General features: G+C 69.7%; 23 protein-coding genes. 11 read left to right on the top strand and 12 right to left on the bottom strand.

The genetic code is table 11. The features are described 5' to 3' along the window. Nucleotides 1-47: 47 nt before the first annotated feature. Nucleotides 48-1466 carry an FAD-binding oxidoreductase gene (locus CIK71_RS11825; RefSeq protein WP_245857525.1) on the bottom strand — a complete coding sequence of 473 codons (1419 nt, stop codon included), beginning with the start codon at nucleotides 1464-1466 and terminating at the stop codon, nucleotides 48-50. A gap of 321 nt (nucleotides 1467-1787) precedes the next feature. On the opposite strand from CIK71_RS11825, the gene CIK71_RS11820 reads away from it, so the two are divergent. Then, on the top strand, nucleotides 1788-2654 hold the full coding sequence (locus CIK71_RS11820; RefSeq protein ID WP_096165875.1) for an arylamine N-acetyltransferase family protein: 867 nt from the start codon (nucleotides 1788-1790) through the stop codon (nucleotides 2652-2654). Nucleotides 2655-2706: 52 nt separating this feature from the next. Here the strand turns inward: CIK71_RS11820 and CIK71_RS11815 are convergent, their stop codons facing one another. The 6 genes from CIK71_RS11815 to CIK71_RS11790 all read right to left on the bottom strand — a co-directional run bounded on the left by CIK71_RS11815 (nucleotide 2707) and on the right by CIK71_RS11790 (nucleotide 9584). Beyond that, nucleotides 2707-3768, bottom strand: coding sequence for an ABC transporter ATP-binding protein (locus CIK71_RS11815; protein WP_096165874.1), 1062 nt, complete (start codon nucleotides 3766-3768; stop codon nucleotides 2707-2709). Continuing rightward, entirely contained in the window at nucleotides 3765-4976 is a 1212-nt protein-coding gene (locus CIK71_RS11810) for an ABC transporter permease (RefSeq protein ID WP_141393719.1), read from the bottom strand. The genes CIK71_RS11815 and CIK71_RS11810 overlap by 4 nt, the downstream gene beginning before the upstream one ends. A 398-nt stretch (nucleotides 4977-5374) precedes the next feature. Then, the gene (locus CIK71_RS11805; RefSeq protein ID WP_096165872.1) at nucleotides 5375-6409 is read right to left on the bottom strand and encodes an ABC transporter substrate-binding protein; all 1035 of its coding nucleotides are present in this window, start codon (nucleotides 6407-6409) and stop codon (nucleotides 5375-5377) included. A gap of 24 nt (nucleotides 6410-6433) precedes the next feature. After that, nucleotides 6434-7858: an MFS transporter gene (locus tag CIK71_RS11800; RefSeq protein WP_096165871.1), complete on the bottom strand. Its 1425-nt coding sequence runs from the start codon at nucleotides 7856-7858 to the stop codon at nucleotides 6434-6436. A gap of 153 nt (nucleotides 7859-8011) precedes the next feature. Further along, on the bottom strand, nucleotides 8012-8758 hold the full coding sequence (locus CIK71_RS11795; protein WP_096165870.1) for a response regulator transcription factor: 747 nt from the start codon (nucleotides 8756-8758) through the stop codon (nucleotides 8012-8014). Continuing rightward, nucleotides 8751-9584 (bottom strand): sensor histidine kinase, encoded by an 834-nt coding sequence (locus CIK71_RS11790; protein ID WP_096165869.1) that lies wholly within the window; start codon nucleotides 9582-9584, stop codon nucleotides 8751-8753. Before CIK71_RS11790 ends, CIK71_RS11795 begins: the two co-directional genes overlap by 8 nt. 579 nt (nucleotides 9585-10163) lie before the next feature. On the opposite strand from CIK71_RS11790, the gene CIK71_RS11785 reads away from it, so the two are divergent. From CIK71_RS11785 to CIK71_RS11770, 4 genes are all read left to right on the top strand, one after another. Further along, entirely contained in the window at nucleotides 10164-11042 is an 879-nt protein-coding gene (locus tag CIK71_RS11785) for a hypothetical protein (protein ID WP_141393718.1), read from the top strand. A gap of 198 nt (nucleotides 11043-11240) precedes the next feature. After that, on the top strand, nucleotides 11241-12134 hold the full coding sequence (locus CIK71_RS11780; RefSeq protein WP_096165867.1) for an alpha/beta hydrolase: 894 nt from the start codon (nucleotides 11241-11243) through the stop codon (nucleotides 12132-12134). 70 nt (nucleotides 12135-12204) lie between these two features. Continuing rightward, nucleotides 12205-12522 carry a hypothetical protein gene (locus CIK71_RS11775; RefSeq protein WP_096165907.1) on the top strand — a complete coding sequence of 106 codons (318 nt, stop codon included), beginning with the start codon at nucleotides 12205-12207 and terminating at the stop codon, nucleotides 12520-12522. A 190-nt stretch (nucleotides 12523-12712) separates the two neighbouring features. Further along, the gene (locus CIK71_RS11770; RefSeq protein WP_096165866.1) at nucleotides 12713-13327 is read left to right on the top strand and encodes a hypothetical protein; all 615 of its coding nucleotides are present in this window, start codon (nucleotides 12713-12715) and stop codon (nucleotides 13325-13327) included. A gap of 86 nt (nucleotides 13328-13413) precedes the next feature. On the opposite strand, the gene CIK71_RS11765 is transcribed toward CIK71_RS11770, so the two are convergent. Then, the gene (locus CIK71_RS11765) at nucleotides 13414-14175 is read right to left on the bottom strand and encodes an SDR family NAD(P)-dependent oxidoreductase (RefSeq protein WP_096165865.1); all 762 of its coding nucleotides are present in this window, start codon (nucleotides 14173-14175) and stop codon (nucleotides 13414-13416) included. Nucleotides 14176-14303: 128 nt separating this feature from the next. Further along, nucleotides 14304-14762: a hypothetical protein gene (locus CIK71_RS11760; protein WP_176485632.1), complete on the bottom strand. Its 459-nt coding sequence runs from the start codon at nucleotides 14760-14762 to the stop codon at nucleotides 14304-14306. A 596-nt stretch (nucleotides 14763-15358) separates the two neighbouring features. Here CIK71_RS11760 and CIK71_RS11750 point away from each other — a divergent pair. From CIK71_RS11750 to CIK71_RS11730, 5 genes are all read left to right on the top strand, one after another. Further along, the gene (locus CIK71_RS11750; protein WP_096165863.1) at nucleotides 15359-16318 is read left to right on the top strand and encodes a carbohydrate ABC transporter permease; all 960 of its coding nucleotides are present in this window, start codon (nucleotides 15359-15361) and stop codon (nucleotides 16316-16318) included. Beyond that, complete coding sequence (locus CIK71_RS11745) at nucleotides 16318-17259, top strand: carbohydrate ABC transporter permease (RefSeq protein ID WP_217990171.1); 942 nt, start codon at nucleotides 16318-16320, stop codon at nucleotides 17257-17259. The genes CIK71_RS11750 and CIK71_RS11745 overlap by 1 nt, the downstream gene beginning before the upstream one ends. 29 nt (nucleotides 17260-17288) lie before the next feature. Further along, entirely contained in the window at nucleotides 17289-18686 is a 1398-nt protein-coding gene (locus tag CIK71_RS11740; RefSeq protein WP_096165862.1) for an ABC transporter substrate-binding protein, read from the top strand. A gap of 18 nt (nucleotides 18687-18704) precedes the next feature. Further along, nucleotides 18705-19442, top strand: a complete 738-nt coding sequence (locus tag CIK71_RS11735) for a glycerophosphodiester phosphodiesterase (protein ID WP_141393717.1) — start codon at nucleotides 18705-18707, stop codon at nucleotides 19440-19442. A 76-nt stretch (nucleotides 19443-19518) separates the two neighbouring features. Beyond that, the gene (locus CIK71_RS11730; protein WP_176485631.1) at nucleotides 19519-20454 is read left to right on the top strand and encodes a sugar-binding transcriptional regulator; all 936 of its coding nucleotides are present in this window, start codon (nucleotides 19519-19521) and stop codon (nucleotides 20452-20454) included. A gap of 139 nt (nucleotides 20455-20593) precedes the next feature. On the opposite strand, the gene CIK71_RS11725 is transcribed toward CIK71_RS11730, so the two are convergent. Then, nucleotides 20594-21298, bottom strand: a complete 705-nt coding sequence (locus CIK71_RS11725) for a dihydrofolate reductase family protein (RefSeq protein ID WP_096165859.1) — start codon at nucleotides 21296-21298, stop codon at nucleotides 20594-20596. Between the two features lie 128 nt (nucleotides 21299-21426). Next, on the bottom strand, nucleotides 21427-21633 hold the full coding sequence (locus tag CIK71_RS11720) for a CsbD family protein (protein WP_096165858.1): 207 nt from the start codon (nucleotides 21631-21633) through the stop codon (nucleotides 21427-21429). Between the two features lie 241 nt (nucleotides 21634-21874). On the opposite strand from CIK71_RS11720, the gene CIK71_RS11715 reads away from it, so the two are divergent. Continuing rightward, nucleotides 21875-23029, top strand: a complete 1155-nt coding sequence (locus tag CIK71_RS11715; RefSeq protein ID WP_096165857.1) for a methyltransferase — start codon at nucleotides 21875-21877, stop codon at nucleotides 23027-23029. A 13-nt stretch (nucleotides 23030-23042) separates the two neighbouring features. Here CIK71_RS11715 and CIK71_RS11710 read toward each other — a convergent pair whose 3' ends face one another. Then, nucleotides 23043-24992 (bottom strand): aconitate hydratase, encoded by a 1950-nt coding sequence (locus CIK71_RS11710; protein WP_096165856.1) that lies wholly within the window; start codon nucleotides 24990-24992, stop codon nucleotides 23043-23045. Nucleotides 24993-25324 lie beyond the last annotated feature (332 nt).

Raw genomic sequence — 25324 nt, 5'->3', positions numbered from 1 at the left:
AACGCCCGGCGTCGACGAGACCGTCGGCCCGGCGCTCCTGGCGGTTTCTAGCCCTCCGGCCCCACGTTGTGGTTCTGGCGGAACAGGTTCTGCGGGTCGTAACGCTGCTTGACCCGCACCAGCTGGGCGTACTTCTGCGCCCCGTAGACGCGGCGGGTGAAGTCGGTGATCGGGCCGGAGTCCTCGGGGCCCAGGAAGTTGACGTACTCACCGCGCTCGGAGAGGAACCTCATCGCGCCCTGGGAGCGGCGGGCGAAGGCGAGGTGCGAGGCATCGTCGGCGGGGTCTCGCCAGAAGCCGTAGATGCTCATCCAGAAGCGAGGGGAGCGATTGGGGAAGGCCGTGGCCTCCTCCGGCACCCGGGCGAAGACGCCGCCGAGATGATGGATGTCGATCCCGGTCCCGCGCCTGGTGAGTCCTCCGGCGTACGTGACGATCTGGTCGATGGCGTCCTCGTCCATCTCTGAGAACGCCACGTTGTGCCAGAAGCCGCGGGCACCGGCCGGGAAGGTGTCGTCCTGGGCGCTCTGCCAACGAGGCCAGGCCACCGGGCCCACCTCCTCGTCGTCGGGCGGCGCGGCCCGACGCAGCCGGCCCAGGATCCGTTGCCCCCGGCGATGATCGTCCCCGACATAGGCGCAGCGGATCAGCAGCCACGGCGCATCGCCCTTGCCGAGGCGCTCGGGCAGCACCGTGAGCGTGAGGATCGAGGCCAGCTCATCGGGCAGCTGCCTGCTCCACCGCTCGAACGCCGTCAGCGCCCGACGCCAGTGCTCGGGCCGATAGGAGAACGTCGCACCGAGGACCTCGGGCGGTATCGGCACCGCGCGGAACGTGAACGAGGAGACGACCCCGAAGTTCCCGCCGCCACCGCGCAGCCCCCAGAACAGTTCAGGATTCTGCTCCGCGCTCGCCTCCAGGCGCCGCCCGTCGGCAGTGACCACCTCCGCCTGCACCAGGCGGTCCAGCGCCAGGCCCGCAGGTCGTGTCAGCCAGCCGACGCCGCCACCGAGGGTCAGGCCGGCGACGCCGGGCAGGCTCACCGCACCCAGCGGCACCGCGAGCCCGTGCACGCTGGTCGCCGCGTCCACGTCGGCGCCGCGCGCACCGGGCGCGACCGTCACCAGGGACGTGCTCGGATCGACCTCCACGGAGGTGAGACCGCCGAGATCCAGCACGATCCCGTCATCGACGGTGCCGTGGCCCGCCATGTTGTGGCCCCCGCCGCGCACCGCGAGGCGAAGCCCGGTCTCCCGGGCGACCTCCACCGTGGGGGCGATGTCCGCCACGGAGCCGGCGCGCACGATCGCTCGCGGGAACCGGTCGATCATGCCGTTCCAGACCGCGCGGGCGGCGTCGTAGCCGGGCTCGCCCGGCTCGAGCAGAGTGCCCTCGAGGCGCGCGCGCAGCCGTTCGAGAGCCGGCCGCGCATCGGGGGCCGGGTCCCGCGGTGCCGTCATCGCCATGCCTGTCTCCTCTCCGAGGGCCGCTGGGCGCGGGGTGCCCAGGGGTGGTGCTGTCGACACTATGCCGTCGTCCGGGGCGATCCGACGGACCTTCGGCCCGTTCCGGACCGCGCGGTCGTCGCGCGCGTGGGGCCTGTACGGTGGTCCGCATCGACCGTTCCGAGGGCTATGCGCAGCGGACCATGTGCTCCTTGTGCTCCTTCCCGCTCACCTGGGGCTGGTGCCTGCTGACAGGATTCGCTGAGCACCATCGTGGCGGCTGACGCTCACCGCAGCCACGGGGCATCGCCACGCTCCTCCCCGGCGTGAGACGCTCGGGGCGTGAGCCATTTTGCATCGGAGCACGGCGTCGACTGGGGCATCGGAGAGTTCGATCCTGCCCTCTACCTGGAGCGGATCGGGGTGGAGGCCGAGCTGGGCGCAGCGGAGGACGCCCCAGATCTCGATCTCCTCGAACGCATCCACCTTGCGCACGTGCGCACCTTCCCCTTCAGCAACATCGACGTGCTCCTGGGGCGCCACCCCGGGGTCGACCCAGGGACCGTGGCCCGCCGGATGCTGCACGAGGGCGTGGGCGGCTACTGCTTCGAGCACGTCCAGCTGATGGCTGGGGTGCTCGAGCGGCTCGGGATGTCGGTGCGGCGCCGGCTGGGCCGTGTCCATTCCGCGACCAACAGCCGCACCCACATGTCGCTGGACGTAGAGCTGGACGGCCGGTGGTGGGTGATGGATCCCGGCTTCGGCCTCTCGCTCACCGGCCCGCTCCTGCGTGAGGACGGAGCCCGGCGCGAGGAATGGTTCGGGGCCCTGTCGATGCACTTCTCCCGGATCGGTGACGCCGGTGACGCCGGAGACATGGAGCAGTGGGAGCTGCGGCGCGGCGAGGATCTCCAGCACGTCACCGATCAGCTGCCGGTCATGCCGGCCGACGTGACCGGCGGTCACCACATCACCTCGACGATGCCGGGCTCCGGTCCGTTCCAGTCACAGCTCGTGGTGAGTCGCTTCGTCGAGGACGGGCATGTCACGGTCACCAGCGCTGCTCGCACGATCCGCCGCCCCGGTCAGCGGACCCTGCACGAGGAGCTCATCGCGAGCCAGGCCGTCGACGCCGTGGCAGACCTCGGCGTGCCGATGGACGCCTCGACCGCGCAGGCGCTCGGCGAGAGACTGCGCGAGAGGGCCTGAGCTCGCCGACCCACTGTCCGCGGCCGTTTCCATCACCGCCGCCCTTTTTTCTTCACCCCGCGACCGCCCATACGGCCTCGGGGAGGAGACCGACCTCGACCGCCGTTCCCGGAGGCCAGGGCTCGTCCCTCGGGCCCAGCGGACGGCGGATGACGAGTGTCCCCGCGTCGGTCTCGACGTCATGGTCGACGTGGTCGCCGCCGAAGGTCGTCGCGAGGACGTGACCGAGCCGGGGATCGACGTCTCGGCGGTCCGCGACTCGCACCATCGTGAACGCGTGGGGGTGCCCGAGCACGATGCAGCGCTCTCCCACGCGTCGCAGTTCAGACGATGCGGGGACGTCCCAGTGCGCCCCCAGGATGCTCACCCGCACGCGGTGCCCGTCCTGGTCTTCGACGAGGCCGTCGACCTGTGCGGACAAGAAATTGGGTATGCCGACGCGAGTGGCGATCCAGGCGCTCGCCGGATGGGAGTAGACCTCGCGTGGAGTGTCGACCTGCACGATCACCCCGTCCCGCATCACGGCGATACGGTCGGCCACGGCGAGAGCGTCAGACCAGTCATGGGTGACGAGCAGAGATGCGCTGCCCATTCGCCGGTGTATCCGCGAGATCTCCTGGAGCAACCCGCCACGAGCGGCAGGATCCACATGCGCGAGAGGCTCGTCGAACAGCATCACTCTGGGCTGGCGGACGAGGGCCCGAGCGAGCGCGACCCGCTGACGCTGACCGGCGGAGAGCTCGTGGGGAAGGCGATCGGCAAGCGTGCGGAGGTCCAAGGACGTCAGGGCCACGTCGAGTGCGTCCGCCGCCGAGAGCCCCCCGTCGCCACGCCCTACCGCGAACGCGATGTTCCCCGAGACCGTGAGCTGAGGGAACAGCACCGGAGTCTCGAACATCATCGTCGCAGGCCGATGCTCCACCGGCACCCGCGCCATGTCGCGGCCGCTGATGGACACCGTGCCTGCCGGGAGCGGCTCGAGTCCTGCGACGCGTCGCAGCAGAGTGGTCTTCCCGGAGCCCGACGGGCCGATCAGCGCCACCATCTCGCCGGGGTGAACCTGCAGATCGACCCCGGCGACTCCGCTCAGATGCAGTCCGGAGTGTGCTGTCATGCGGGCCTCCTGCGTGCTCCGAGAACTGTGGCACTTGCACCAGCCACCAGAGCGCTCGCCCCGCCCACCAGGAGGGCGACGACCGCAGCAAGAGCGAAAGTCTGCTCAAGCGCAGCTCGATCGAGCAGGTCGAGAGCGAAAGAAGCCACCATCGGCGCATCAGGCGTGGACACGAAGACCACGGGGGCGACCGACACGATGTTCCGCGCGACCACGGCGGCCCCGGTTGCGGCGACAAGCGCTCCGGTCTGCGGCAGGAAGAGGCCGACGGCGACACGTCGCCGGCCGGCACCGAGCACCCTGGCGGTCTCGAGCACGGGGACGGGAACCTGGCGTTGCCCGGCACGTGCGGCCAAGTGCACCATCGGCACGGCCGGTGCCATGAAGACGGCCACGATCGCCACAGACCCGGATGCGAGCGACGCGCCGCCGACCAGCGCCGGCAGCTCTCCGAGAGGCGTGCGCGTCCCGAGCCCGTAGGCCAGGAAGATGGCGATGCCGAGGGTCGTGCCGGGCATCAGCAGCAATGACGTCTGGAGAAGATCGACGTTGCGGGCGAGCCGCGTGCTCCCTCGACCGGAGGCCCACGCCGTCATCAGACCCACCGGGACCGACAGGAGAAGCGCTGCCACCGCATATCGCACGGTCGAACCGATGGCGCCCATCATCATCGGTGTGAGCAACGATCCTCTCGCCCGGAACATCGTGATCAGTGCAGCCAGCGCCAGCGTCAGCACGATGGCCAGGACGAGGACACTCAGCGCCCGACAGGCCTGCACGAGGACCGAACGGGGCAGTACGAGCCTGGGGCTGGGGCTGAGCCCCTGCCAATGGTCGGCGAGCGCGTTCGGATCGCGTCCGCGCCACAGCGCCAGCAGGACGGGAAGAACGGGCAGGGTGAGCAGGACGGCGATGAGGGCAGCAGTGCCCTCTCCACCCCAGGCGATCACTTCGATGTAGGCGGTGTGCGCGAGTGTCGGCACCCGGCCGCGCAGTACAGCGGGGATCGACGGGTCCGACAGAGCAGAGACGAACAGCAGCGCGGCCGCGATCGCGAGTGGCCTGCGCAAGGGCGGCAGCAGGACGAGACGGACCACCGTCGCGGCGCGCGCGCCGTTGACCCTTCCCATCTCGACCAGCCGGGGGTCCACCACGCGCCAAGCCATTCTGATCGTCAGATAAGGGATCGGAAGGTGCGCCACGACCATCGCAGACGTCATTCCCAGGCCTCCGTAGACATCGGGAAGCATCGCGGTGAGCAGGCCTGCCCGCCCGCCGACGGCGACGACCGATGCTGCGACGACGTAGGGAGGCACCAGCAGGAGCCCGCCGAGGACTGCGTCGAGCAGGTGTCTCCACCCCGGGCGGAGCGTGCGGGCGGTCAGAGCCAGGGCAAAGGCCAGCACGGTGCCGATCACGGTCACCGTGAGAGCGAGTGCAGAGGAGACCGCCATCGTGTGCCCGAGCCCGGGAAAGGCTCGGGTAGTCGCCACGGCTGAGATCGCTTCCGCCAGCATGCGCAGCACCGGCCAGCCGACGACGAGCACCGCTCCCGCACTGCAGATGACGAGGGAGGAGGCCGCTGCCCAGCGGTACCAGATGCGGCTCACCGCTCGACCTCTTCCGAGAACCACGCCAGGAGTGCGTCCCGTCGTGCGGAGCGCTCGGTGAGCGAGGCGCCGATCACCGGATAGGAGCCATCTGCCAGGATCTCAGCAAGGTTGTCGGGCAGGTCCGACCGGGTCGGGATCTGTTCGATGCCGCTCGTCGCGCCGGCTTGCTGCCCATCGGCCGAGAGCGCGAAGTCGAGGTAGTCCCGAGCGGCCTCAGGATGCGGTGCATCGGCGAGCACGGCGACCGCCCCGACCTCGTACTCTGTCGCGTCGTCGGGAAGCACCACGTCGACCTGGCTGCCGTCGGCGCGCGCGGCGTCGCAGTAGGGCGCGAAGGTGATGGCGACGGCGGCCTCGCCGCGTGCCACCACCTGTGCAGGCGCAGTACCGGATCGTGTGAATTGGAGGACCTGCCCGTAGAGGTCTGCGAGGTATCCGCGACCGGCGTCCGCGCCGAGTCGGTCGATCTGCAGCGACATCGCCGTGTAGGCGGTCCCGGAGGTTCGGGGTGACGCCGTGCTGATCTGTCCCTTCAAGGCAGGGTCGAGCAGGTCGTCCCAGGTGTGAGGGATGTCGGTCCCGAGTTCCGCGACCGCCTGCGGCGCCACGCAGAAGGCCAACATCGAGGAGTACACGCCGCTCCAGCGGTTCTCGGTGTCCTGAAAGGCGGCGGGGATTCCTTCGGACTCCCCGGAACGGTAGGAGGCGAGCAGGCCTTCGTCGGCGGCTTCGACGTACATCTCGGAGCCGCCTCCGTGCCAGACGTCGAACTCGGGGAGGTCCTCGCCATGGCGGATGCGCTCGAGCGCCTCCGAAGTGGGCAGTCGCACGGTGGTCACGTCGTACCCGGTGCGCTCCGAGAACGTTCGGGTCCACGCCCGGCAGATCTCGGCGTCATTGGAGCAGAGAACTGCGAGGTCGTGGTCCACGGGCCAGTCCCCGTCGCTCGCCGTGCAGCCGACGAGTGCGAGCAGTGCGAGCACCAGCAGCGCACAGGTGGCGCGCGGTGAGCGACGGGGAGTAGTCATGACTCCCTGAGCGTAGGCCAGTCCTCAGCTCTCGGAGGCGGTGCCGTCGGCCGCCGCTGCTTCAGCGGCCAGGCGCTTCTCCTCGCGAGCCCGCATCAGCACCTTCTCGTCCTTGCCGATCAGCCACATGATGCCGACGACGAGCAGTGCGCACGCTGTCAGGACGGCGAACGAGACGTCCCAGCCGAACTCTTGCACCATCAGGCCCACGCCGGAGGACGCGAGCGTCGCGCCCAGCAGGTACCCGAAAAGCCCGGTGAAGCCGGCCGCAGTCCCAGCGACCTGGCGTGGCGAGAGATCGATGGCCTGCAGACCGATGAGCATGACCGGGCCGTAGATGAGGCCGCCGATGACCGCTACCAGGGCGATCGAGATCCAGAGAGGAGCGGAGACGGGCACCTGCCAGTAGGCGACGAGTGCCACTGCCGTCAGAGCCATGAACAGCATGCCGGTGCCGGCACGGTATCCGCGGAAGAGCGTGTCCGAGACCCAGCCGCACAGGAGGGTGCCGACGATGCCGGCGAGCTCGAACACCACGAAGCCCGTGATGCCGTCGGAGACCTCCGCCCCGCGAGTGTCCGCGAGGTAGACGGTGATCCAGTTCAGCACTCCGTAACGCAGTGCATAGACGAAGACGTTGGCGACCGCCAGCAGCACGATCACTCGGCTGGTGAGGACATGCTTGAGGATGAACTGCCACATGGACGGCTGTTCGTCGGAGTCTTCGTCGATCTCGACCTTCGCGGGGTCGTCGCGATGCTCCTCGATGGGTGGCAGGCCTTCGGATTCCGGGGTGTCGCGGATCAGGAAGAACGCGACGACGGCGACGGCCAGGGCGATGACTGCCGGGAACCAGAAAGCAGCGCGCCAATCGTCTGCGGTCCAGGCCAAGGCCGCTGCCGCTGCGACGCCCAGGCCGGCTGCGCCCACATTGTGCGCGGTGTTCCAGATGGACGTCTTCCATCCTCGCTCATTGGTCGAGAACCAGTGGACGAGCACCCGCCCCGAGGCCGGCCATCCCATGCCCTGGAACCAGCCGTTGATGAACATCACCGTGGCGAAGACAGCGATGGTCCCGGAGACCCACGGCACGAAAGCGACGAAGAGGTTGGTCAGCGCCGAGAGGGCGAGCCCGATGGGAAGGAAATAGCGGGCGTTGGAACGGTCCGAGACCGTGGCCATGAAGAACTTCGAGAGCCCGTAGGCGAAGAGCACGGCATTGGCGATCAGGCCGATGCCGAGGGTGCTCAGCCCCTTGTCCTCCATCAGGAGCGGCGCCACGAGCGAGACGTTGTTCCGGATCAGATAGAACCCGGCATAGCCGAGGAAGATCCCGAGGAACACATTCACGCGGCGGCGGGGATAGAGCCGCTTCACCTCTGCGTCATCGAGGCGCGGCTTCGGCGGTGGGGCCGAGAGGAACCCGCGGCGCTTCGTGGGGGCAGTCATCGTTCTCCTTCGTCATCGGGGAGGAACGGGCGACAGGAAAGCCCCGGGTCTCCCCAGGGCTCGTGCTTCGTTGCAGCACTCACGCCCGTGCCCATCAGCCTGCCGAGATCGAGGTAACCGTGGGGTGGCGTTCGGTGACGATCGGTGACGAGATCAGCGCGGGTGATTCGCGGGGAGGACCCGAACCCGGTACCCCTGGCCGCGGACGGCCTCGATGAGGTCTGTGGGGGCGCCCTGGGCACGCATCTGCTGGCGAAGCCGGTAGATCATCGATTTCACCATGTCGCGGCCTCCTTCAGCGCGGCTCGTGCCCCAGACCTCCTGGAGAAGCGTGCGCAGAGGAACGGCACGGCCCGCATCCTGCGCGAGGCGGCCCAGCAGCCGCAGCTCGGTCTCCGGCAGGTCGAGGTCGACGCCGTCCCAGCTCGCGCTGCCTCGTTCACGGTCCACGCGGAGAGCACCGCACTGCAGCACCTGGCCGGTAGGGCCGGTGAGCATCGTCGAACCGGTGGAGCGTCGCAGAATCGCCTGCGCCCGCAGTGCGAGCTCGCGTGGGCTGAACGGCTTCGTGAGGTAGTCGTCCGCACCCGCAGTGAGGCCGGCGACGCGGTCGTCCACCTCGCCGAGCGCCGTGAGGAGGATGACCGGCACGTCAGATGTGTCCCGCAATGATCTGCACAGGTCGATGCCGCTCTCGCCCGGCAGCATGACGTCGAGTACGACGAGTTCGATCGGTTCGGCCTCGAGCAGCGTGCGTGCCGAAGGAGCGTCGGGCGCAGTGAGGGTGCGAAGCCCTTGAGTCTCCAGAGCGAACGAGATGATCGCTGTCATCTGCACTTCGTCGTCGACGACGAGCACCAAGGGGGCGTCTCCCTTCGGCGAGATCGTGGGGTCAGTCATGGCTCTCCTCCTGCGAGGGCCAAGGCAGCACCACCAGGATGCGAGTGCCACGGCGTATGAACGAATCGATGACGACGCGTCCATCGTGCGCGTCGACGATCTGGCGGATCACTCCCATGCCGAGCCCGGTGCCCTGAGGGTGGCCGCTGGTCTCCGGAGCGAACAGATCCGCGCGTTGATCCGGGCTCATCCCCGCTCCGTCGTCGGAGACGGCAATGGTGGTTCCTTCGGTGGTCACGTCCACTCGAACAGTCACTTCGGCCTCGGGCCCTGCGTGGCGGACTGCGTTGTTGATCAGATTCCACAGCACCTGCCGGATCATCGCGCGGTCGACGTCCAGGACGAGGGGGCCGCCCCTGCTGTCCAGATGGAGGGGCGTGCTCCTGATCCGCCTCAGTTCCAGCACCGTCTCTCGGACCAGTGCGCGGATGTCGACCGCAGTGCGGTCCAGCGTCGGCCTGCCGGCGTCCAGTCTGGCTTCGAGAAGGAAGTCCTCGGCCATGCTCACCACCAGAGAGGTGTTGTCCACGATCGTGTCGACGAAGTAGCGCTGTGTGGAGTTCAACGGCCCGGGGGTCTCCTCTGCGAGCAGATCGGCAGCACCCTTCACCAGTGTGAGGGGAGTGCGGATCTCGTGGGAGAGGACTCGGGCGGAGTGCTTCTCAGGAGGGCCCGTTCCGGACTTCTTGTGGCCGCCCGGCGACCTCGACCGCTGGCGCTCACCCAGGGCTATTGCTCCGCCGCCGACGAGAGCTCCCAGCAGGAGGACGGCCAGCAGCAGGGCGGCGAGCTGCCACCCTGCGAGCTGAAGCACGTCGCCTGACATGTGGCAAGGGTATTCGTGGATGCCGTCGGGCGGCGACGCCAGCTCGGATCAGCCAGCGACCATCCCGTTCACCGGCCCGGTCTCGTCGACGAGACGCGCACAACTGTATTACCGGCCTGCTGCGCCTCTGCGCATACTGCTCGGCGCTGCAATGGCCCATCTCCCACGGCCCTTACACCTCGTTGCCGATGCCCCAGATCGGCACCGCTCGCGGCTCGTCGATCCCGTCGGCCACGCGCAGTCGGGTCATCTCGGTATCGCCGGCGTAGTTCGTGTATTCGACCCAGCGCACCGCGTCCTCTCCCGCTCGGCCAGCGCACCACCGGTATCCCCAGGCCCCGGCAGGCATCGATGACGTCCGGTCATCAGCTGGCCAGCATGCGCGCGGCTCTGGAAGGGCGCAATGGCCTGCGCCGATCTCCGTCCAGACCGAACTCCGGACCGAAGAGACCGGCAACACTGCCTGTGACACTCACCATCTCGGGTGTCACCGCAGGTCAGCGGGCAATATGTCTGTCTCCCAGCCAGCTCTGAGGATAGTCAGGGGGAACTCGGAACCATCCGACCAGGATGAGCTTCATGGCCTCCTCTGCGCATCACTCCGCCCGTCCTCCTGCTGCGCCCGAGGATCCGGAGCGTCCGGCATCCGGCGGGCGCTCGGGCGAGGACTCGGAGCTGCAGGTCAAGAAGCTCTCGCCCACAGGTCTCGTGGCCAGCGGTGCGGCCGCCGCCACGGCGACCGTCGTCGGCGGCCAGCTCGGGATCGCCGGCACCGTCGTCGGAGCCGCACTCACGTCCGTGGTCTCGGCGACCGCGCTCGCCCTCTACACCGATTCCGTCAACCGCAGCCGGCTGACGTTGAAGAAGGTCGCCGCCAAGGGCCCGAAGCTCGCTGCGCCCGCGCGCTCGCAGAGCGTCCACTCCTCGCGCACCGGCTCGCGGGCCGTGGATCGCGACCGTGACGCCGCTGCTCTCGGGCTCGGGGATCTCTCGGCAGGGAGCGCGCCCGACGACGCCCCCTCGCGTCAGCGCAGGATCGTGAAGATCGCCGTTCTGGCCGCGGTGATCGCCCTGGTCGGTCTCGCCGCCGTCTTCGGCATCCAGCGCGTGCTCGGCACAGAGCTCTCCCCGGGCACGGGGCAGATCCAGCGGTCCGTCACCGGCAACGACACGGTCGCGCCGCGCGATGACTCCTCGACGACCGACCGCGATCAGCAGGACGGCACCGGCACAGAGCAGCAGGAGGACGGCGCTCCTGCGACCGAGCAACCGGACAGCACCACCGACGACACGGACACGCAGCAGGACGACCGCTCCACACAGGACGAGGGCGACGCCCCGCAGCAGACCCAGGCCCCGGCCGAGCAGAACGGCGACTCCGCACCGCAGGGGAGCGGCACGACCACGGACGGCGGAAGCGGCGGGTCAGCGCAGGGAGGCTCGGGCTCCCAGCAGTAAGGACGAGCGGTTGGAACGCGCACGCAGCGGGACCGGCCTGCAGTAGGACGCACACACCGACGCCGGCGGACCGGTTCCGTTCTGGCCGAGCACCTGCGCGGCGGCTCTCACCCTGGCCCCCGTCATCACGCGCATGCTCGACCAGTACGCTCGGAGAGCTCGTGATCCCTGCCTTGCTCACCCAGAACAGGAGCCCACATGGCCGTTCCGCGGCGTCTCGCCGATGCCCTCGCCAAGCTCGCCCAGCGTGCGCCGGGAGCGCCCCGCATCGCTCCCGAGATCGCGTTCGAGGAGCTGCCGGCTCGCACTGAGTCCCTCACGATCCCCACGCGGCACGGAGAGATCCCGGCCGTGCTGTACTCACCGCCCGGCGGCCCGAGCGGCGCGGGGGTCTACCTGAACCTGCACGGCGGCGGCTTCGTGATGCGCCATCCGGAGCAGGACGATGCGCTGTGCCGTTTCGTCGCGGCCACCGCCGAGGTGAGCGTCGTGAACATCGACTACACGCCCGCCCCGCAGCTGCGGTTCCCGGGCCCTGTCGAGCAGGCCTACGACGCGGCGCTCTGGGCGGCGGAGCCCGGCCGCCCTTGGAATGGCGCCAAGATCGCGATCGGTGGCCAGTCCGCCGGCGGATCGCTCGCCGCCGGCGCCTCCCGTCTCGCTCTCGAGAACGGTGGGCCGCGCGTCTCCCTGCAGGTGCTGATGTATCCGGCGCTGGATCTCACCGTGCCTGCCCGTCGCAAGAGGACTGCGGGCAAGGAGGCGTTCCTGGCACGGATGGGGCCGATCTTCGACCGCGTCTACTGCCCCGAGGAGGCGCAGCGCGCGGATCGCCTCTGCTCGCCTGCGGGCACGCGCGACACCGCCTCGCTCACCGGCATTGCGCCGGCCCTGGTGGTCACGGCGCAGAGGGACATCCTCCGCGAGGAGGCCGTCCGCTATGCCGCGAGACTGGAGGCCGACGGTGCACTCCTGGAGCACATCGACCTGCCCGACGTCGGGCACGGCTTCAATATTCTCGGTGACTCGCGTGAGGCCGTGCTGCCCGTCTACGAGCGGATAGCGCAGGCGACCGTCGGCGCGATCGGCTGAGCAGGGCCGGCACGGAAGAGCCGGACCGCTTCCCGCTGGACTTCCACGAATGGTCGGCGAGAATGGTGGCATGGAACACTCACTTCCTCTGCTCACCGGTGATCTCGCCCGGGCCGCTCGCGCCCTCACGCAGATCTCCCCCGACCTGATCGCTCAGCGGGCCGGCGTGGAGCCCGACCAGCTGCGGAGCTTCGAACGGGGCGTCATCGATCTCGACAGCGACCAGCTCGCCGAGCTCTGGGCGACGCTGGAGCACTACGGTGCCCAGTTCATCGCCGAGGATGCCGACGGCGGATACGGGGTGCGCCGCAAGTTCTCGGCGCGCAACGTGAAGCGGATCGAGAACTGGGAAAATGAGGGAGGCCCCGCCTACGAGGACGACATCTGAGTCTGAGCCGACGCGCCTTTCGGCTGTATCCGCGCCGTAGGTCCCGGCCGACGTCGCCGCCGGGACCAGATGCTCGAACCCCGGCTGAGCCGCTCCAGCTCCCGCCCCGGTTGGGGCGTCCCTCACCCGGAGAGCCGAAGCACCGGGGAGCGGAATGCTGAGCAGGAGCCGGCCGTGCTATACGTCGATCATGACTCGTTCGATCCTCCTCCGCTGCGCCACCGCAGCCGCCGCACTGACCTTCACGCTCGCCGCCTGCGGACAGGCGCAGGACGGGACCGATGCGCCCGGCAGCGACGGCGGTGCCGACTCCAACCCGGCCGTCGAATCGTCCGAGGACCCCGCCCCCTCCGACGGGGGCGCTGACTCGGACTCTGCCGACGGGGCCGACGCCGAGGAGTCCGCCGGCGAGTCGGCGGATGACCCGAAGGGCGAGGACTCGGGCGCGGACGCGGATGCGGGCGATGACTCGGAGACGGCCGAGGAACCGGACACGGCGACGGACACCCTGACGATCTCGCTGGACGGTGAGGACGCGGAGATCACGCCGGACATCGTGCGCTGCAGTGGGGGAGGCGGCTCGATCCGGAACGTCGTGATCAAGAGTCAGTCCGGTCTGCCGATGGTCAAGGTCACCCCGGGCGAGTTCGCCATGGTCAAGATGAACAATCGGGGCGAGCCCGAGAAGAGCAGCTCGACGGCAGACATCACGGCCGAGGACGGCACCGTGAGCTTCGACGAGGCGAGCATCGGGGGCGCCGTGGTCGACGGCACCGTGACCTGCCTGCAGGGCGACGACGACTGATATCGCCGGAACGACGACTGCCTTCGCCGACGCGATGACCCGCCGGTCCGCACGCGGTCCGCGGGTCCTTCGTGGGGAAGCGGCAGTCAGGTGCGCAGGTGGGAGGCCCCGTTGAGGTCCAGCACCGCGCCCGAGGCCCACTGCGCGCCGGGGGACGTGAGGTAGAGGATCGCCGAGGCGACCTCGTCGGCCGTCCCCACGCGACCGAACGGACTCTGCGCCCGCAGAGCGTCCCCGCCTGCTCCCTCGAGCTTGTCCCGCTGGCGCTCCGTGCCGATGAAGCCCGGCGCCACCGATGCCACGGCGATGCCGTGCGGGGCCAGAGCGACCGCCATCGACTGGCCGAAGGCGTGCAGCCCGGCCTTCGCCGCCCCGTAGGCGGGGGCGTCCGGTTCGCCGCGGAACGCGCCGCGCGAGCCGACGTTGACGACCACCCCGGGAGCGCTGCGGGCGATGAGGGAGCGTGCCACCAGGTAGGTGAGGTTCGCCGGCGCCGTGAGGTCCACGTCGATCATCCGGGCGAAGCGCTGCTGCCAAGCGTCGTAGTCGGTCGACTCCACCCCGTGATCGGTGCTCGGGCCGGGCGCGATCCCGGCGTTGTTGACCAGGATGTCGATCTGTCCGAGGCCCCGTGCGGCCTCCTCGACGACGGCCCGGGCGCTCTCGGGGTCGGAGAGGTCGCCCGCCACGAGCACGTGGCCGCTCCCGTGCAGCAGGTCCAGGGTCTCCTGCCCGCCGGCGGAGTCCGCGCCGTAGTGCACGGCGACGCGCTCACCGCGCTCGCTGAGCGCGATCGCCGTGGCCCGCCCGATCCCGCGGGATGCTCCGGTGACCAGTGCGCCTGTCATGGCGATTCCTCTCGTGGGGTGCGTGAACGCTTCCACCATGCCCCATGCCGGTACTGCCAGGGGCGCGGCTCACCGGCTGGCCCGGTCACCCCGCCCGTCGGCCCGGCCGGCGCGTCGGCGTCGGGTGCTCAGCGACGCCGACGGTCGTGGGACTCCGAGCGCCGGCTCGACCCGGAGCGGTGCTCCTCCCCGTCGGCCTCGGCGCCGCCGCCCTCGCCGTCGGCCGACGCACCGGCATGGTCCGGACGCAGGATCCGCAGCAGGGTCTTCCGGGTCTGCGGAGTGATGCTGATCGGCACCTCCTGATCCGCCACGCCGTGATGCCCCAGCACGAGAGTCAGGACCGTCCCGGTCGCCGTGGGCAGAGCGCGAGTGCTCAGCAGATCCGAGGCCGCCTCCGAACCCAGGAAGACCTCCTCCGAGGTCGCGGTGAACGCCTCTCCGGCGCGCAGCTGCAGTCCATGCGTGAGGCAGACGTCGAAGGTGAGGCCCCCGGTCTCGAACCATTCCTGGGGGCGCTCGTGGCATCCGTGCACTTCGCAATGGGAGGGGAAAGCAGGTGCGTGCTGTCGGTGTTCGTCGCGCATGGTCGTCCTCCCCTCGCTCGGCGGCCGGCACGGGACGCCGCTCCGGGTCTCGACCGGCGACTCGTCTGCCCGGCCCGGGGTACGGCACCTTCTTCCTCCCACCGTAGGGACTTCGGGAGGACTTCCCAAGGAGTTCGACCGCTCGGACCGCTGCAATGCCCCCGTCTGGAGATCCGGAGACCGGAAGGCCCCAAGCCCCGGAAACCCGGACACCCGGACACCCGGAGCCCCGGAGAACTCCGAGTGAACTCCTCACGAAGTCCTCGGTGCACATAAGAGCGTTGGGCTGGCACGTCGGAGCGACGCCGTTACGCTGGTTCTCGACGTGACCGGGCCCACACGGTACGACGGGCCGCAGTCGGCAGGAGTGTTGCCGCTCCGGAAGGACGATCCATGACCTCGAACTGTTCCCTGGTGATGCCGGAGAACGGGATCCTCGAACTCCGGACCCTCGCGATCCAGAGTCTCGCGATCCAGAGTCTTGAGGGCGGGGCCCTCAGGACCGGCGCACTCGGGAGGGGCGATGTCCCCGTCCCGGCAGCCCCCGCAGCTTCGGCAACCCCGGCAACCCCCGCAGTCCTCGCAGGAGTGCAGCCATGAGCATCGACCTCCGTGCCGAGGCGTCCCGTCCCGCAGCGCCGGCGGCGCCGACTGCGAGGGCGTCGGACCGCCCCGCCCACCGCTCCCGGCGCCGCCGCGGCTACGCCCTGTTCGCCCTGTTCGCCTTCCCGAACCTCGCGCTGATCGCGGTCTTCGCCTACTGGCCGATCGTCGCGAACCTCTACCTGAGCCTCACCAACTGGGACTTCATCTCACCGGAGCCGCTGTTCGTGGGGCTGACGAACTACACCTCGATGCTGGCCTCGCCGTCGTTCCACAAGGTGCTGTGGGTGTCCCTGGTGTGGGTCGTGGTGGTGGTGGGCATCAGCCTGCTGCTCGGCGTGCTGCTGGCCGCGCTGTTCTCCAAGAAGCTGCCCGGCACCTCAGTGGTCACCGGCATCGTGTTCACCCCGCACGTGGTCTCCGGGGCCGCGATCGCCGTGGTCTGGCTGTTCATCTTCGACCCCAACTACGGCCTGGCCCGCGTGGCGTTCAACCTCCTGGGCGCCGAGTCCCCGAGCTGGACCACCGACGCGAACTGGGCGCTGCCCGCCCTGCTGATCGTGTCGATCTGGAAGGGCGTCGGCTTCGTGTCGATCGTCTACCTCGCCGGCATCCAGGGCCTGCCCACGGACGTGCTCGAGGCGGCCAAGCTCGACGGCGCCAGCTCCTTCCAGACCTTCACCCGGGTCATCCTGCCGCTGCTCTCGCCCACCACGTTCTTCCTGGTGATCACCCAGACCATCGGGGCGTTCCAGGCGTTCGACCTCATCGCGGTGATGACCAACGGCGGCCCCGCCTCCGCGACCACCACGCTGAGCTGGTTCATCTACGAGCAGGCGTTCGTGCGCTCGAACGTCGGCCTCTCCGCCGCGGCCGGCACCGTGATGTTCGTGCTGCTCATGCTCATCACCGTCCTGCAGTTCCGGTTCGTCGAGAAGAAGGTGCATTACTGATGGCGAGCCCGCTGATCACCCGCTCCTCGACCCCCGGAGGATCCTCCGGGGAGCCCCCGGCCGACGGGGGCCCGGGCGGCGGGGTCACCCGCCGCGGCACCCGGCGTCGGCCCAGCACCCTCAAGCGCACCTGGTGGGGCTACCTGCTGCTGCTCGCCGTGGGGCTGGTCTTCCTGATCCCGCTGTACATGCTGCTGTCGACCTCGTTCAAGACCAACGGCGACATCTACTCCTGGCCCATGAAGTGGCTGCCCAGCGAGCTCACCGTCGACAACATGCGCGAGGCCTGGCGGATCGCCCCCTTCGGCGCCTTCATCAAGAACTCGCTGATCGTCACCGTGGTGGGTGCGACGCTGAAGGTGCTGCTGGCGATCTTCGCGGCCTACGCCTTCGCGTTCCTGCCCTTCCCGGGCAAGAAATGGCTGTTCGTGATCATGCTCGGCGCGCTGATGGTCCCCGGCCACGTGACGCTGCTGGTCAACTACATCACCATGGGCAACCTCGGCCTGATCAACACCTATGCGGGCCTGATCCTGCCCGGTGTTGCCTCGGCCTTCGGCACGTTCCTGCTGCGACAGCACTTCATGTCGCTGCCCGCGGAGGTGTTCGAGGCGGCGGAGGTCGACGGCTGCGGCCACCTGCGCCGCCTGCTCTCCTTCACGCTGCCGATGTCGATCCCGGCGGTCGCCACCGTCGCCCTGGTGGCCGTGATCGATGAGTGGAACAACTTCGTGTGGCCGCTGATCATCACCAACTCGGTGAACATGCGCACCCTGCCCATCGGCCTGATGTACCTCAAGTCCAACGACGGCCTCACGAACTGGGGCGTGCTGATGTCCGGCACCCTCATCGTCGTGCTGCCGATGCTGCTGGTCTTCCTGTGCGCTCAGCGCTACATCGTCTCCGGGCTCACCGGCGCCGCCGCCGGAAACGGCCGTTGAGCACCGTGATCCGTCCTTCGAGGAGAGCCATGCCTTCCACCCGTTCCCGCGGGCGCTCCACCCGCCTCCGCACCCCGGCGAGCCTCGGCGGCCCCTCGCGCCGGCAGCTGCTCGGCGCCGGACTCCTGGCCGCCGGGGCCCCGATGCTCACCGGCTGCTTCGGCCTGGGCGACACCGAGGGGCTCGTGCTCGAACAGCCCGGCGGCGAGGTCCCCGACGAGTTCGCGGACCGCCAGCGGGTGGTGATCTGGAGCGCCTACACCGCGCACAACGCCGAGGTGATCCAGGCCAACATCGACGCCTTCCACGCCGCCCAGGACGACATCTACGTCGAAGTGCAGATCTTCGACAGCTACGAGGGCGTGGAGTCCAAGCTCTCCGCGAGCCTGCAGGCACGTCAGGTGCCGGACATCGTCGTGTTCAGCGACGTGGTGTGGAACCGCTTCTACCTCGCCGAGGTGCTCGAACCGCTCAAGGGATACTTCGACTCCTCGTTCGACACCGACGAGTTCCACGAGCGGTTCCTCGCCGAGGGCACCGTCAAGGACGACATCTGGTGGGTGCCCTTCGGCCGCTCGACGCCGCTGTTCTACTACAACCGCGAGATCTTCGATGCGGTGGGCCTGCCGGACCGTGCTCCCGAGACCTACACCGAGTGGGCCGAATGGGGCCGTGAGGTCACCGGCTTCGAGTTCCAGGGCAACACGGTCGCCATGCGCGCCTACCTCGGCGGCGACGACTGGTACTTCCAGGGGTCGATCTGGGCCTTCGGCGGCGCCTACTCCGACGGCCTGGACATGACGCTGACCACCGACGCCTCGATCGCCGCCCTCGAGTACGACCGGAAGTTCATCCACGAGGACGGCTCCGGCTATCTCGCGGCCGACGGCACCGGCGACTTCTCCTCCGGAGCCTGCGCCACCCTGCTGCAGTCCACCGGCACGCTCTCCGGGATCAAGGAGGCCGCGACCTTCGACTTCGGCTGCGGGTTCCTCCCGCAGGAGGTCGCCGCGGGCGTGCCCACCGGTGGCGGCGGGCTGTCGATCATGAAGTATGCGTCGGTCGAGAGGAAGCAGGCCGCCTGGGAGGTCATCAAGTTCCTCAGCACCGGGCAGGCCTCCGTGGACTGGACGCTGGGCAGCGGCTACGTGCCGTGCACCAAGGACGCGATCGAGTCCGACGAGATCGCGGCGCGCTCGAAGGAGGATCCCCGCTACCAGGTGGGCATCGACCAGCTGGAGATCGCCCAGGGCCCCGACATCGCCCGACGCTACGTCCCCGAGACGATCGTCGAGGCACAGAACGCCATCCAGTCCGTCTACTCGGCCGGCGAGGACGCCGAGAAGGTGCTGACACGGATGGAGAAGGAGCTGGAACCCGCGATCGACCGGGTCCGGGAGAAGTACGAACAACGAGTGGGAGAGTGACGCGCAGTGAGCGAGACGATGAGGAAGCCGCTGATCGTGGGGCACCGCGGAGCGATGGCGCATGCGCCGGAGAACAGCCTGGAGGGCTACGCGCTGGCCGAGCGGATCGGGGTCGACGAGATCGAGCTGGATGTGCGCCTCAGCGCCGACGAGCACCTGTTCCTGCTGCACGACGGGACGCTGGATCGCACCGCCGGGGACGACTCCGCCCGCGACCGCGGGCCGGTTGGGGAGCTGACCCTCGCGCAGCTGCGCGAGGTCGTGCTCGACTCCGGTCACGGAGTGGTGACCCTCGCTGAGATGTACGACGCCACCAGCACCTTCATCCAGCTCGAGATCAAAGCCCCGGAGACCGTGCCCTACCTCGCGCGCTACTTCGAGAGCCACCCCGAGCAGGCGCAGCGCACGATGCTCACGAGCTTCAAGGAGGGCGCGCTGCGCGAGGCCGCCGAGCTGATCCCCGGGGTCCCATGCGGCGTGATCCGCCACGACATGACCAAGGCCGAGCAGTTCGACGGCGGCTGGCAGGGCCTGGTCGAGCACACCGGCGCGAGCCGCCTGTGCCTCGGCTTCGGCGGCCTCACCGACGAGCACGTCCGCGAGATTAAGGAGCGCGGGCTCGAGCTGCACCTGTGGCCGATGCGCTCGCTGGAGAACATGCGCGATGCGGTGCGCTTCGGGGCCGACGGCGTCACGGCCGACGACCCCGAGCTGGCTCAGGACTGGCTGCGTCAGGTGCAGGAGGGCGCTGCCTGACGGTCGGCGCCGAGAGTGCCCCGTGGATGATCTCCCGCCCCCGTCGCCTGCCCGGACGCGGAACTACCATGCCCGTATGAGCGCGCAGATGCCCCTGGACCAGCAGATCCTGCACGTCTACGTCGCCATGCAGAACCTCGCCCACGGGCGCCCCGTCAACGACATCGCCGAGGAGATCGGCAAGTCGCGCTTCGTCACCGCACGCATGGTGCGACGCGCCCGTGACCTGGGGCTGATCGAGGTGCGCCCGACGGTGTCCGTGCCGATCGACGTGGATCTCTCGGCGCAGCTCGCCCAGCGCTTCGGCCTGCAGTCCGCGCTGGTGGTGGCCACCCGGTCCACGGACGACGCCGAGGTGCGCGAGGTGATCGCCTCGGTCACCGCCCGCTTGATCCGCGAGACCGTGCAGGAGGACGACGTGCTCGGCTTCGCGCCGGGCCGCACGCTCGTGCTCGCCTCCCGGGAGATCGAGGCCCTCCCGAGCGCCGACGTGGTCCAGCTGACGGGCATCGGCTGGCCGCGCCTGGAGGAGGGCGTCGAGGTCATCTCCAACATCGGCCGCGCGACAGGCGCAGCGACGGCGCCCCTGTACGTGCCGATCCTCATCGACCCGGAGGCGACGCCGATCCTCCGCCACCCGGCGATCAAGGAGACGACGGCGCGGTTCCGCCACGTCCGCAAAGCCTTCCTCACCATCGGCGGCTGGCCCGATTCCTCGCTGCTCGCGCAGGTCCTCGCCGAGAACGGGGAACGGGAGGCCTTCGAGGAGCGCGGCGTGGTGGCCGAGTTCGGCACCACCCTGCTGGACATCTACGGGCGCAGCGTCCCCGGGCTCGAGGGTCGGTTCATCGGCATCCCCGAGGCGGAGTTGCGCGCGGTGCCGTTGCGGGTCGCGATCGGCGGGGGAGAGGGGAAGCAGCGCGGAGTGCTCGCCACCCTCCGTGCCGGCCTCGCGCACGTGATCATCACCGACGTCCGCTCGGCCGAGCTCGCGCTCGCCGCGGACGGCTGAGCATCACGCGGCAGGCGTCACTGCCTCCGTGCCAGCCTCTATCCCCGCGCCCACCCGTCGCCGCTCCCCGTCGCTCACCTCGTCGCTCACCCCGTCGCTCACTTCGTCGCTCACTTCGTCGCGAGGTGGCTCCGGGTGCTCACCGCCGCCAGAAGAAGCAGTGCGTGGCGCCGCTGGGGGCAGGGATCTTCTCCAGGTGGAAGCGGTCGGTGAGGTCCTCCGGGGCGTCCCACAGCTTCAGGCCGCTGCCGAACTCGAGCGGAGCGATCGCCACGTGCATCTCGTCGATGAGGTCGGCGTCCAAGAACTGGCGGACCGTGGAGACCCCGCCTCCGATGCGCACGTCCTTCCCGTCGGCCGCCGTGAGCGCCTGCTGCAGCGCCTCTTGCGGGGTGGCGTCGAGGAAGTGGAACGTGGTGTCGGCGAGCGTGAACGAGGGTCGCCGATGGTGGGTGAGCACGAAGACGGGGCAGCGGAACGGGGGCTCATCGCCCCACCAGCCCGTCCAGTCCTCATCGGGCCACGGGCCGCGCACCGGGCCGAACTTGTTGCGGCCCATGATCTCGGCACCGATCCCGTGGCTGTAGTCGCGCAGGAGGTAGTCCTCCAGGCCGCGTGACCCGCCCGGCTCGGTGCGCAGCGTCCAGCTCGCGGTCGCGCCCGCCCAGCGGAACAGCTCGCCGGGGTCGATGTCTCCGAAGCGTCCCCTGCCGAAGGGGCGCTCGAGCGTCTGGTCCTCGCCGGCGCCGATGCCGTCGAGGGAGACACCGAACTGTTGGACCCGGACTCGCTGAGGTCGGCTGTGCAGGGAATGGCTGTGCTGGTCCTGCTCTCGTGGCGTCATCGCGCACTTCCTGTCGAGGGGCGGGTCCGACCTTCCGGGGACGACGAGGGCGGCCCCACCAGGTGGAGCCGCCCTCGGATCAGAGCGCGCCGGAGGTCCGGTCGGCGCAGATCATGCGTTCTCGCAGGTCACTTGTCCTTGTTGCCGAAGACGCCGTCGATCGCACCCTTCACGGTGTCGCGGGCGTCCTGGAGCTTGTCCTTGGCGTCGGCCTTGCCCTGCTGGGCCTGGCCCTCGGCCTGGGTCTCCTTGTCACCGGTGACCTTGCCGAGGCCTTCCTTGGCCTGGCCGCCGACCTTGTCCTTCGCGTTCTCGAACTTGTCATCAGTGTTCATCGAATACCTCCCGGTGTTGAGGTGACCACGGATTCCGTGCGTGATGCCGAATTCCGTGCGTGACGCCGAGTATAGGAACCACGAGGCGCCCGCGACAGACCTTTCGGTCGTTCCGGCCGCAGAAGCGGGGCAGTCACCCGCTCGGGCCTGCCGGGATGCGCAACCGGCACGGCGGCGCGGGAACTCTGAGATGATGGACGGCCGGACGGGAGATCTTGCTCGGCGTCCTGGGAGGATCCGTATGTCCATGGTCAGCTGGTCCGAGAACGGTGTCGAGCAGTCGGCGCGCTGGCGCTCCGAGAACGGCGCCCCGCCGCCCGCGCGCGTCGAGATCGTGAACGACTTCCTCACCGCGAACGCCGCCCTGCGCCGCCTGCGCGGCGGCAGCGGACTGTTGTGGCGAGGCGATTTCCACGGTGCCCGGCAGCTGCTGAAGGCGGTCTCGCGCCGCATCGATCACCGGGTGATCTCCAAGAACCTCGACATCGCTGCGCTGTTCCGCGCGCATCGCGCCGAGCGCGCCGAACGGGCCGAAGTGCTCGGCGGGATCGTCGTGCTCCTCGAACCCGGCGCACGGCTCTCCCTGCGGCGCGCTCCGGACGTCTCCGACGCCTGCCGGGAGGCGTACGGGGAGCTGGAGGAGCGCACCCTGGTCTCGCTCACCGAGCTGCAGGGTGTGCTCAGCGCCTACCAATGGCACCAGCAGGGAGTGCCCGTCCCGGCGCTCGGCGCGCGCGTCCACCCGCGCCACAGCGTGTTCTCGCCCTCGCGGTCCGAGTACGTCGACCTGGTGGCCCGGGCCCCGATGCCCGAGGTGCCGGGGGGAGCGGACGCCGTGGATCTCGGCACGGGCACCGGCGTTCTGGCCGCGATCCTCGCCAAGCGCGGTGCGGCCCGCGTGGTCGCCACGGACATCAACTCCCGCGCGGTGGAGTGCGCGAAGGAGAACATGCAGCGCCTGGGCCTGGAGGACAGCGTCTCGGTGCTGGAGACGGACCTCTTCCCGCCGGGCCGGGCGGATCTGATCGTCTGCAATCCGCCCTGGCTGCCGGGCGAGCCGACGTCCGCTCTCGAGCTGGCGATCTACGACGAGCGCTCGAGCATGCTCAGCCGCTTCCTCGAGGGGCTCGGCGAGCACCTGCGGCCGGGCGGCGAGGGCTGGCTGGTGCTCTCCGACCTCGCCGAGCACCTGGGCCTGCGCAGCCGCGAGCAGCTGAGGGAGATGTTCCGTCGGTCCGGGCTGGAGGTCGTCGACACCGACTCGACCCCGGCCCGGCATTCCCGGGCCGATGACCCCAAGGACGTGCTGCACGCGGCCCGCCGCCAGGAGATCACCACGCTGTGGCGCCTGCGGGTCGCCCCGGCGGCGAAGGCCGCCGGGGCGACCCGACGCTGACGCTCGGCCCCGCTCAGCTCGTCACTTCGCGGGCGGCGAGCGGGATGCGCCCGCCGGCCAGGATCATCTCCACCTGGCGATCCGAGAGCCGGTGGTGGACCCCCACCTCGCGGCCGCCGATCGTCGCGGTCAGCTGCGTGCCGCTCTGCAGCGCCTCATGCACGCCGTCGAGCACCACCACGTCGTCGCGCGTGATCTGCTCGAGATCCGCCGGATCGTCGAACTCGAGGGCGAGGATCCCGAAGTTGGCGAGGTTCTGCCAGTGGATCCGCGCGAAGCTCACCGCGATCACGGCCTTCAGGCCCAGGTACCGCGGGGCGATCACCGCGTGCTCGCGCGAGGAGCCCTGCCCGTAGTTCTTCCCCGCGATCACGACGTGCCCGCCTTCGGTGGCCTTGGCCCGCGCGGGATATTCGGGATCGATGCGGGTGAAGGCGAAGTCGGAGATCTTCGGGATGTTGCTGCGGAAGGGCAGCACCCGGGAGCCGGCCTGCAGGATCTCGTCGGTGGAGACGTCGTCGCCCATCACCAGGATCGCCGGGACCTCGAGGTGGTCCTCGAGCGGGGCGAAGTCCGGCAGGGAGGAGATGTTCGGTCCCTTCACCAGCTCGACCTTCGCCGCCTCCTCGGCAGGCAGGGGAGCGAGGAGCATGTCCGGGATGTGCGCGTAGCGATCGGGCATGCGCGGGTGCGGAGCGGCGATGCCGTGCGTCTCCGTGAGGGTGCGCGGATCGGTGATCTTCCCGGTCAGCGCCGCTGCGGCTGCGGTCTCGGGGGAGCACAGCCACACGGCGTCCTCCTCCGTGCCCGAGCGGCCGGGGAAGTTCCGCGGCATGGTGCGCAGGGAGTTGCGGCCGCTCGCCGGCGCCTGCCCCATGCCGATGCAGCCCATGCAGCCGGACTGGTGGATCCGGGCGCCGGCGCTCACCAGCGAGGTGAGCCAGCCGCCGGTGATGAGGTCGGCGAGCACCTCGCGGGAGGTGGGGTTGATGTCCACCGACACCTCGGAATGGCTCTGCTGGCCATCGAGGATCTCGGCGACCGCCGCGAAGTCCCGCAGCCCGGGGTTGGCCGAAGAGCCCACGACCACCTGGAAGACCTCCTCGCCCGCGGCCTCGGCGACGGTCACCACGTTGCCGGGGGAGGAGGGCTTCGCGATCAGCGGCTCGAGGGAGGAGAGGTCGATGTGCTCGGTGAGGTCGTACTGGGCACCCTCGTCGGCCTCCCAGCGCTCGAACTCGTCGGCGCGGCCGACGGCGGTGAGGTAGTCGCGCACGGCGTCGTCGGCCGGGAACACCGTCGCGGTGGCGCCCAGCTCCGCGCCCATGTTCGCGATGACGTGGCGGTCCATCGCGGTGAGCTGCTTCAGGCCCTCGCCGTGGTACTCGATGATGCGGCCCACGCCGCCGCTGACGCCGTGGCGGCGCAGCATCTCCAGCACCACGTCCTTCGCGGAGACCCAGTCCGGCAGCTCGCCGGTCAGCTCCACGCCCCAGATCTCCGGCATTGTCACGTACAGCGGCTGGCCGGCCATCGCCATCGCGATCTCCAGGCCGCCCACGCCGATCGCGAGCATGCCGAGGGCTCCGGCCGCGCAGGTGTGGGAGTCCGAGCCGATCAGCGTCGCGCCGGGGCGGCCGAAGTGAGCCTGGTGCACCGGGTGGGAGACGCCGTTGCCGGCCTTGGAGAACCACAGCCCGTACCGTTCGGCCGCGGACTGCAGGAAGAGGTGGTCGTCGGGGTTCTTCTCGTCGGTCTGCAACAGGTTGTGGTCGACGTACTGGACCGACAGCTCGGTGCGGATCCGGTCCAGCCCCATCGCTTCGAGCTCCAGCATCACCATGGTGCCGGTGGCGTCCTGGGTGAGGGTCTGGTCGACCTTCAGGCCGATCTCGGACCCGGGGGCGAGATCGCCATCGACGAGGTGAGAGGCGATGAGCTTCTGAGCGATGGTGCTCGGCATGGGACTACCCTCCAATGAACGACGGTCCCCGCCGGTCCGGCGATGGACCCTTCCTCCACCATAGGCCGTTTCTCCTGGTCTGCCCAGGATCGGAGGCTGTCCTGCCGTGTTTCCGAGCCGGACCGAGAGGTCGGGCCACGAGGCGCCGAGCACCGTGCGCGATGTGCTGCGGGACCACCCGATGACCTGTCGATTCGACAGGACGCGCATCCGGGGTACAGTCCCCGCATGATGAATCGGTGGTTTACCTATGCGAAGTCGGCCCTGGAGGGGCCGGCGATGCCATAGCGTCCCCACCCCTTCAGAGCCGCCAGGGCAGAGCATCCGCTCTG

Origin of the sequence: Brachybacterium alimentarium, from assembly GCF_002332425.1 — a bacterium.
In the GTDB taxonomy this organism is placed as follows: domain Bacteria; phylum Actinomycetota; class Actinomycetes; order Actinomycetales; family Dermabacteraceae; genus Brachybacterium; species Brachybacterium alimentarium.
Note: the sequence above shows the minus strand (reverse complement) of the source record. Positions and strands in the feature narration are given on the sequence as shown.

What these genes read in the sequence shown, in the direction of transcription:
- CIK71_RS11825 (WP_245857525.1), bottom strand. Translation starts at nt 1,466, where the DNA reads ATGGCGATGACGGCACCGCGGGACCCGGCCCCCGATGCGCGGCCGGCT.
- CIK71_RS11815 (WP_096165874.1), bottom strand. Translation starts at nt 3,768, where the DNA reads ATGACAGCACACTCCGGACTGCATCTGAGCGGAGTCGCCGGGGTCGAT.
- CIK71_RS11810 (WP_141393719.1), bottom strand. Translation starts at nt 4,976, where the DNA reads ATGGTCGTGGCGCACCTTCCGATCCCTTATCTGACGATCAGAATGGCT.
- CIK71_RS11805 (WP_096165872.1), bottom strand. Translation starts at nt 6,409, where the DNA reads ATGACTACTCCCCGTCGCTCACCGCGCGCCACCTGTGCGCTGCTGGTG.
- CIK71_RS11800 (WP_096165871.1), bottom strand. Translation starts at nt 7,858, where the DNA reads ATGACTGCCCCCACGAAGCGCCGCGGGTTCCTCTCGGCCCCACCGCCG.
- CIK71_RS11795 (WP_096165870.1), bottom strand. Translation starts at nt 8,758, where the DNA reads ATGACTGACCCCACGATCTCGCCGAAGGGAGACGCCCCCTTGGTGCTC.
- CIK71_RS11790 (WP_096165869.1), bottom strand. Translation starts at nt 9,584, where the DNA reads ATGTCAGGCGACGTGCTTCAGCTCGCAGGGTGGCAGCTCGCCGCCCTG.
- CIK71_RS11785 (WP_141393718.1), top strand. Translation starts at nt 10,164, where the DNA reads ATGGCCTCCTCTGCGCATCACTCCGCCCGTCCTCCTGCTGCGCCCGAG.
- CIK71_RS11780 (WP_096165867.1), top strand. Translation starts at nt 11,241, where the DNA reads ATGGCCGTTCCGCGGCGTCTCGCCGATGCCCTCGCCAAGCTCGCCCAG.
- CIK71_RS11775 (WP_096165907.1), top strand. Translation starts at nt 12,205, where the DNA reads ATGGAACACTCACTTCCTCTGCTCACCGGTGATCTCGCCCGGGCCGCT.
- CIK71_RS11770 (WP_096165866.1), top strand. Translation starts at nt 12,713, where the DNA reads ATGACTCGTTCGATCCTCCTCCGCTGCGCCACCGCAGCCGCCGCACTG.
- CIK71_RS11765 (WP_096165865.1), bottom strand. Translation starts at nt 14,175, where the DNA reads ATGACAGGCGCACTGGTCACCGGAGCATCCCGCGGGATCGGGCGGGCC.
- CIK71_RS11760 (WP_176485632.1), bottom strand. Translation starts at nt 14,762, where the DNA reads ATGCGCGACGAACACCGACAGCACGCACCTGCTTTCCCCTCCCATTGC.
- CIK71_RS11750 (WP_096165863.1), top strand. Translation starts at nt 15,359, where the DNA reads ATGAGCATCGACCTCCGTGCCGAGGCGTCCCGTCCCGCAGCGCCGGCG.
- CIK71_RS11745 (WP_217990171.1), top strand. Translation starts at nt 16,318, where the DNA reads ATGGCGAGCCCGCTGATCACCCGCTCCTCGACCCCCGGAGGATCCTCC.
- CIK71_RS11740 (WP_096165862.1), top strand. Translation starts at nt 17,289, where the DNA reads ATGCCTTCCACCCGTTCCCGCGGGCGCTCCACCCGCCTCCGCACCCCG.
- CIK71_RS11735 (WP_141393717.1), top strand. Translation starts at nt 18,705, where the DNA reads ATGAGGAAGCCGCTGATCGTGGGGCACCGCGGAGCGATGGCGCATGCG.
- CIK71_RS11730 (WP_176485631.1), top strand. Translation starts at nt 19,519, where the DNA reads ATGAGCGCGCAGATGCCCCTGGACCAGCAGATCCTGCACGTCTACGTC.
- CIK71_RS11725 (WP_096165859.1), bottom strand. Translation starts at nt 21,298, where the DNA reads ATGACGCCACGAGAGCAGGACCAGCACAGCCATTCCCTGCACAGCCGA.
- CIK71_RS11720 (WP_096165858.1), bottom strand. Translation starts at nt 21,633, where the DNA reads ATGAACACTGATGACAAGTTCGAGAACGCGAAGGACAAGGTCGGCGGC.
- CIK71_RS11715 (WP_096165857.1), top strand. Translation starts at nt 21,875, where the DNA reads ATGTCCATGGTCAGCTGGTCCGAGAACGGTGTCGAGCAGTCGGCGCGC.
- CIK71_RS11710 (WP_096165856.1), bottom strand. Translation starts at nt 24,992, where the DNA reads ATGCCGAGCACCATCGCTCAGAAGCTCATCGCCTCTCACCTCGTCGAT.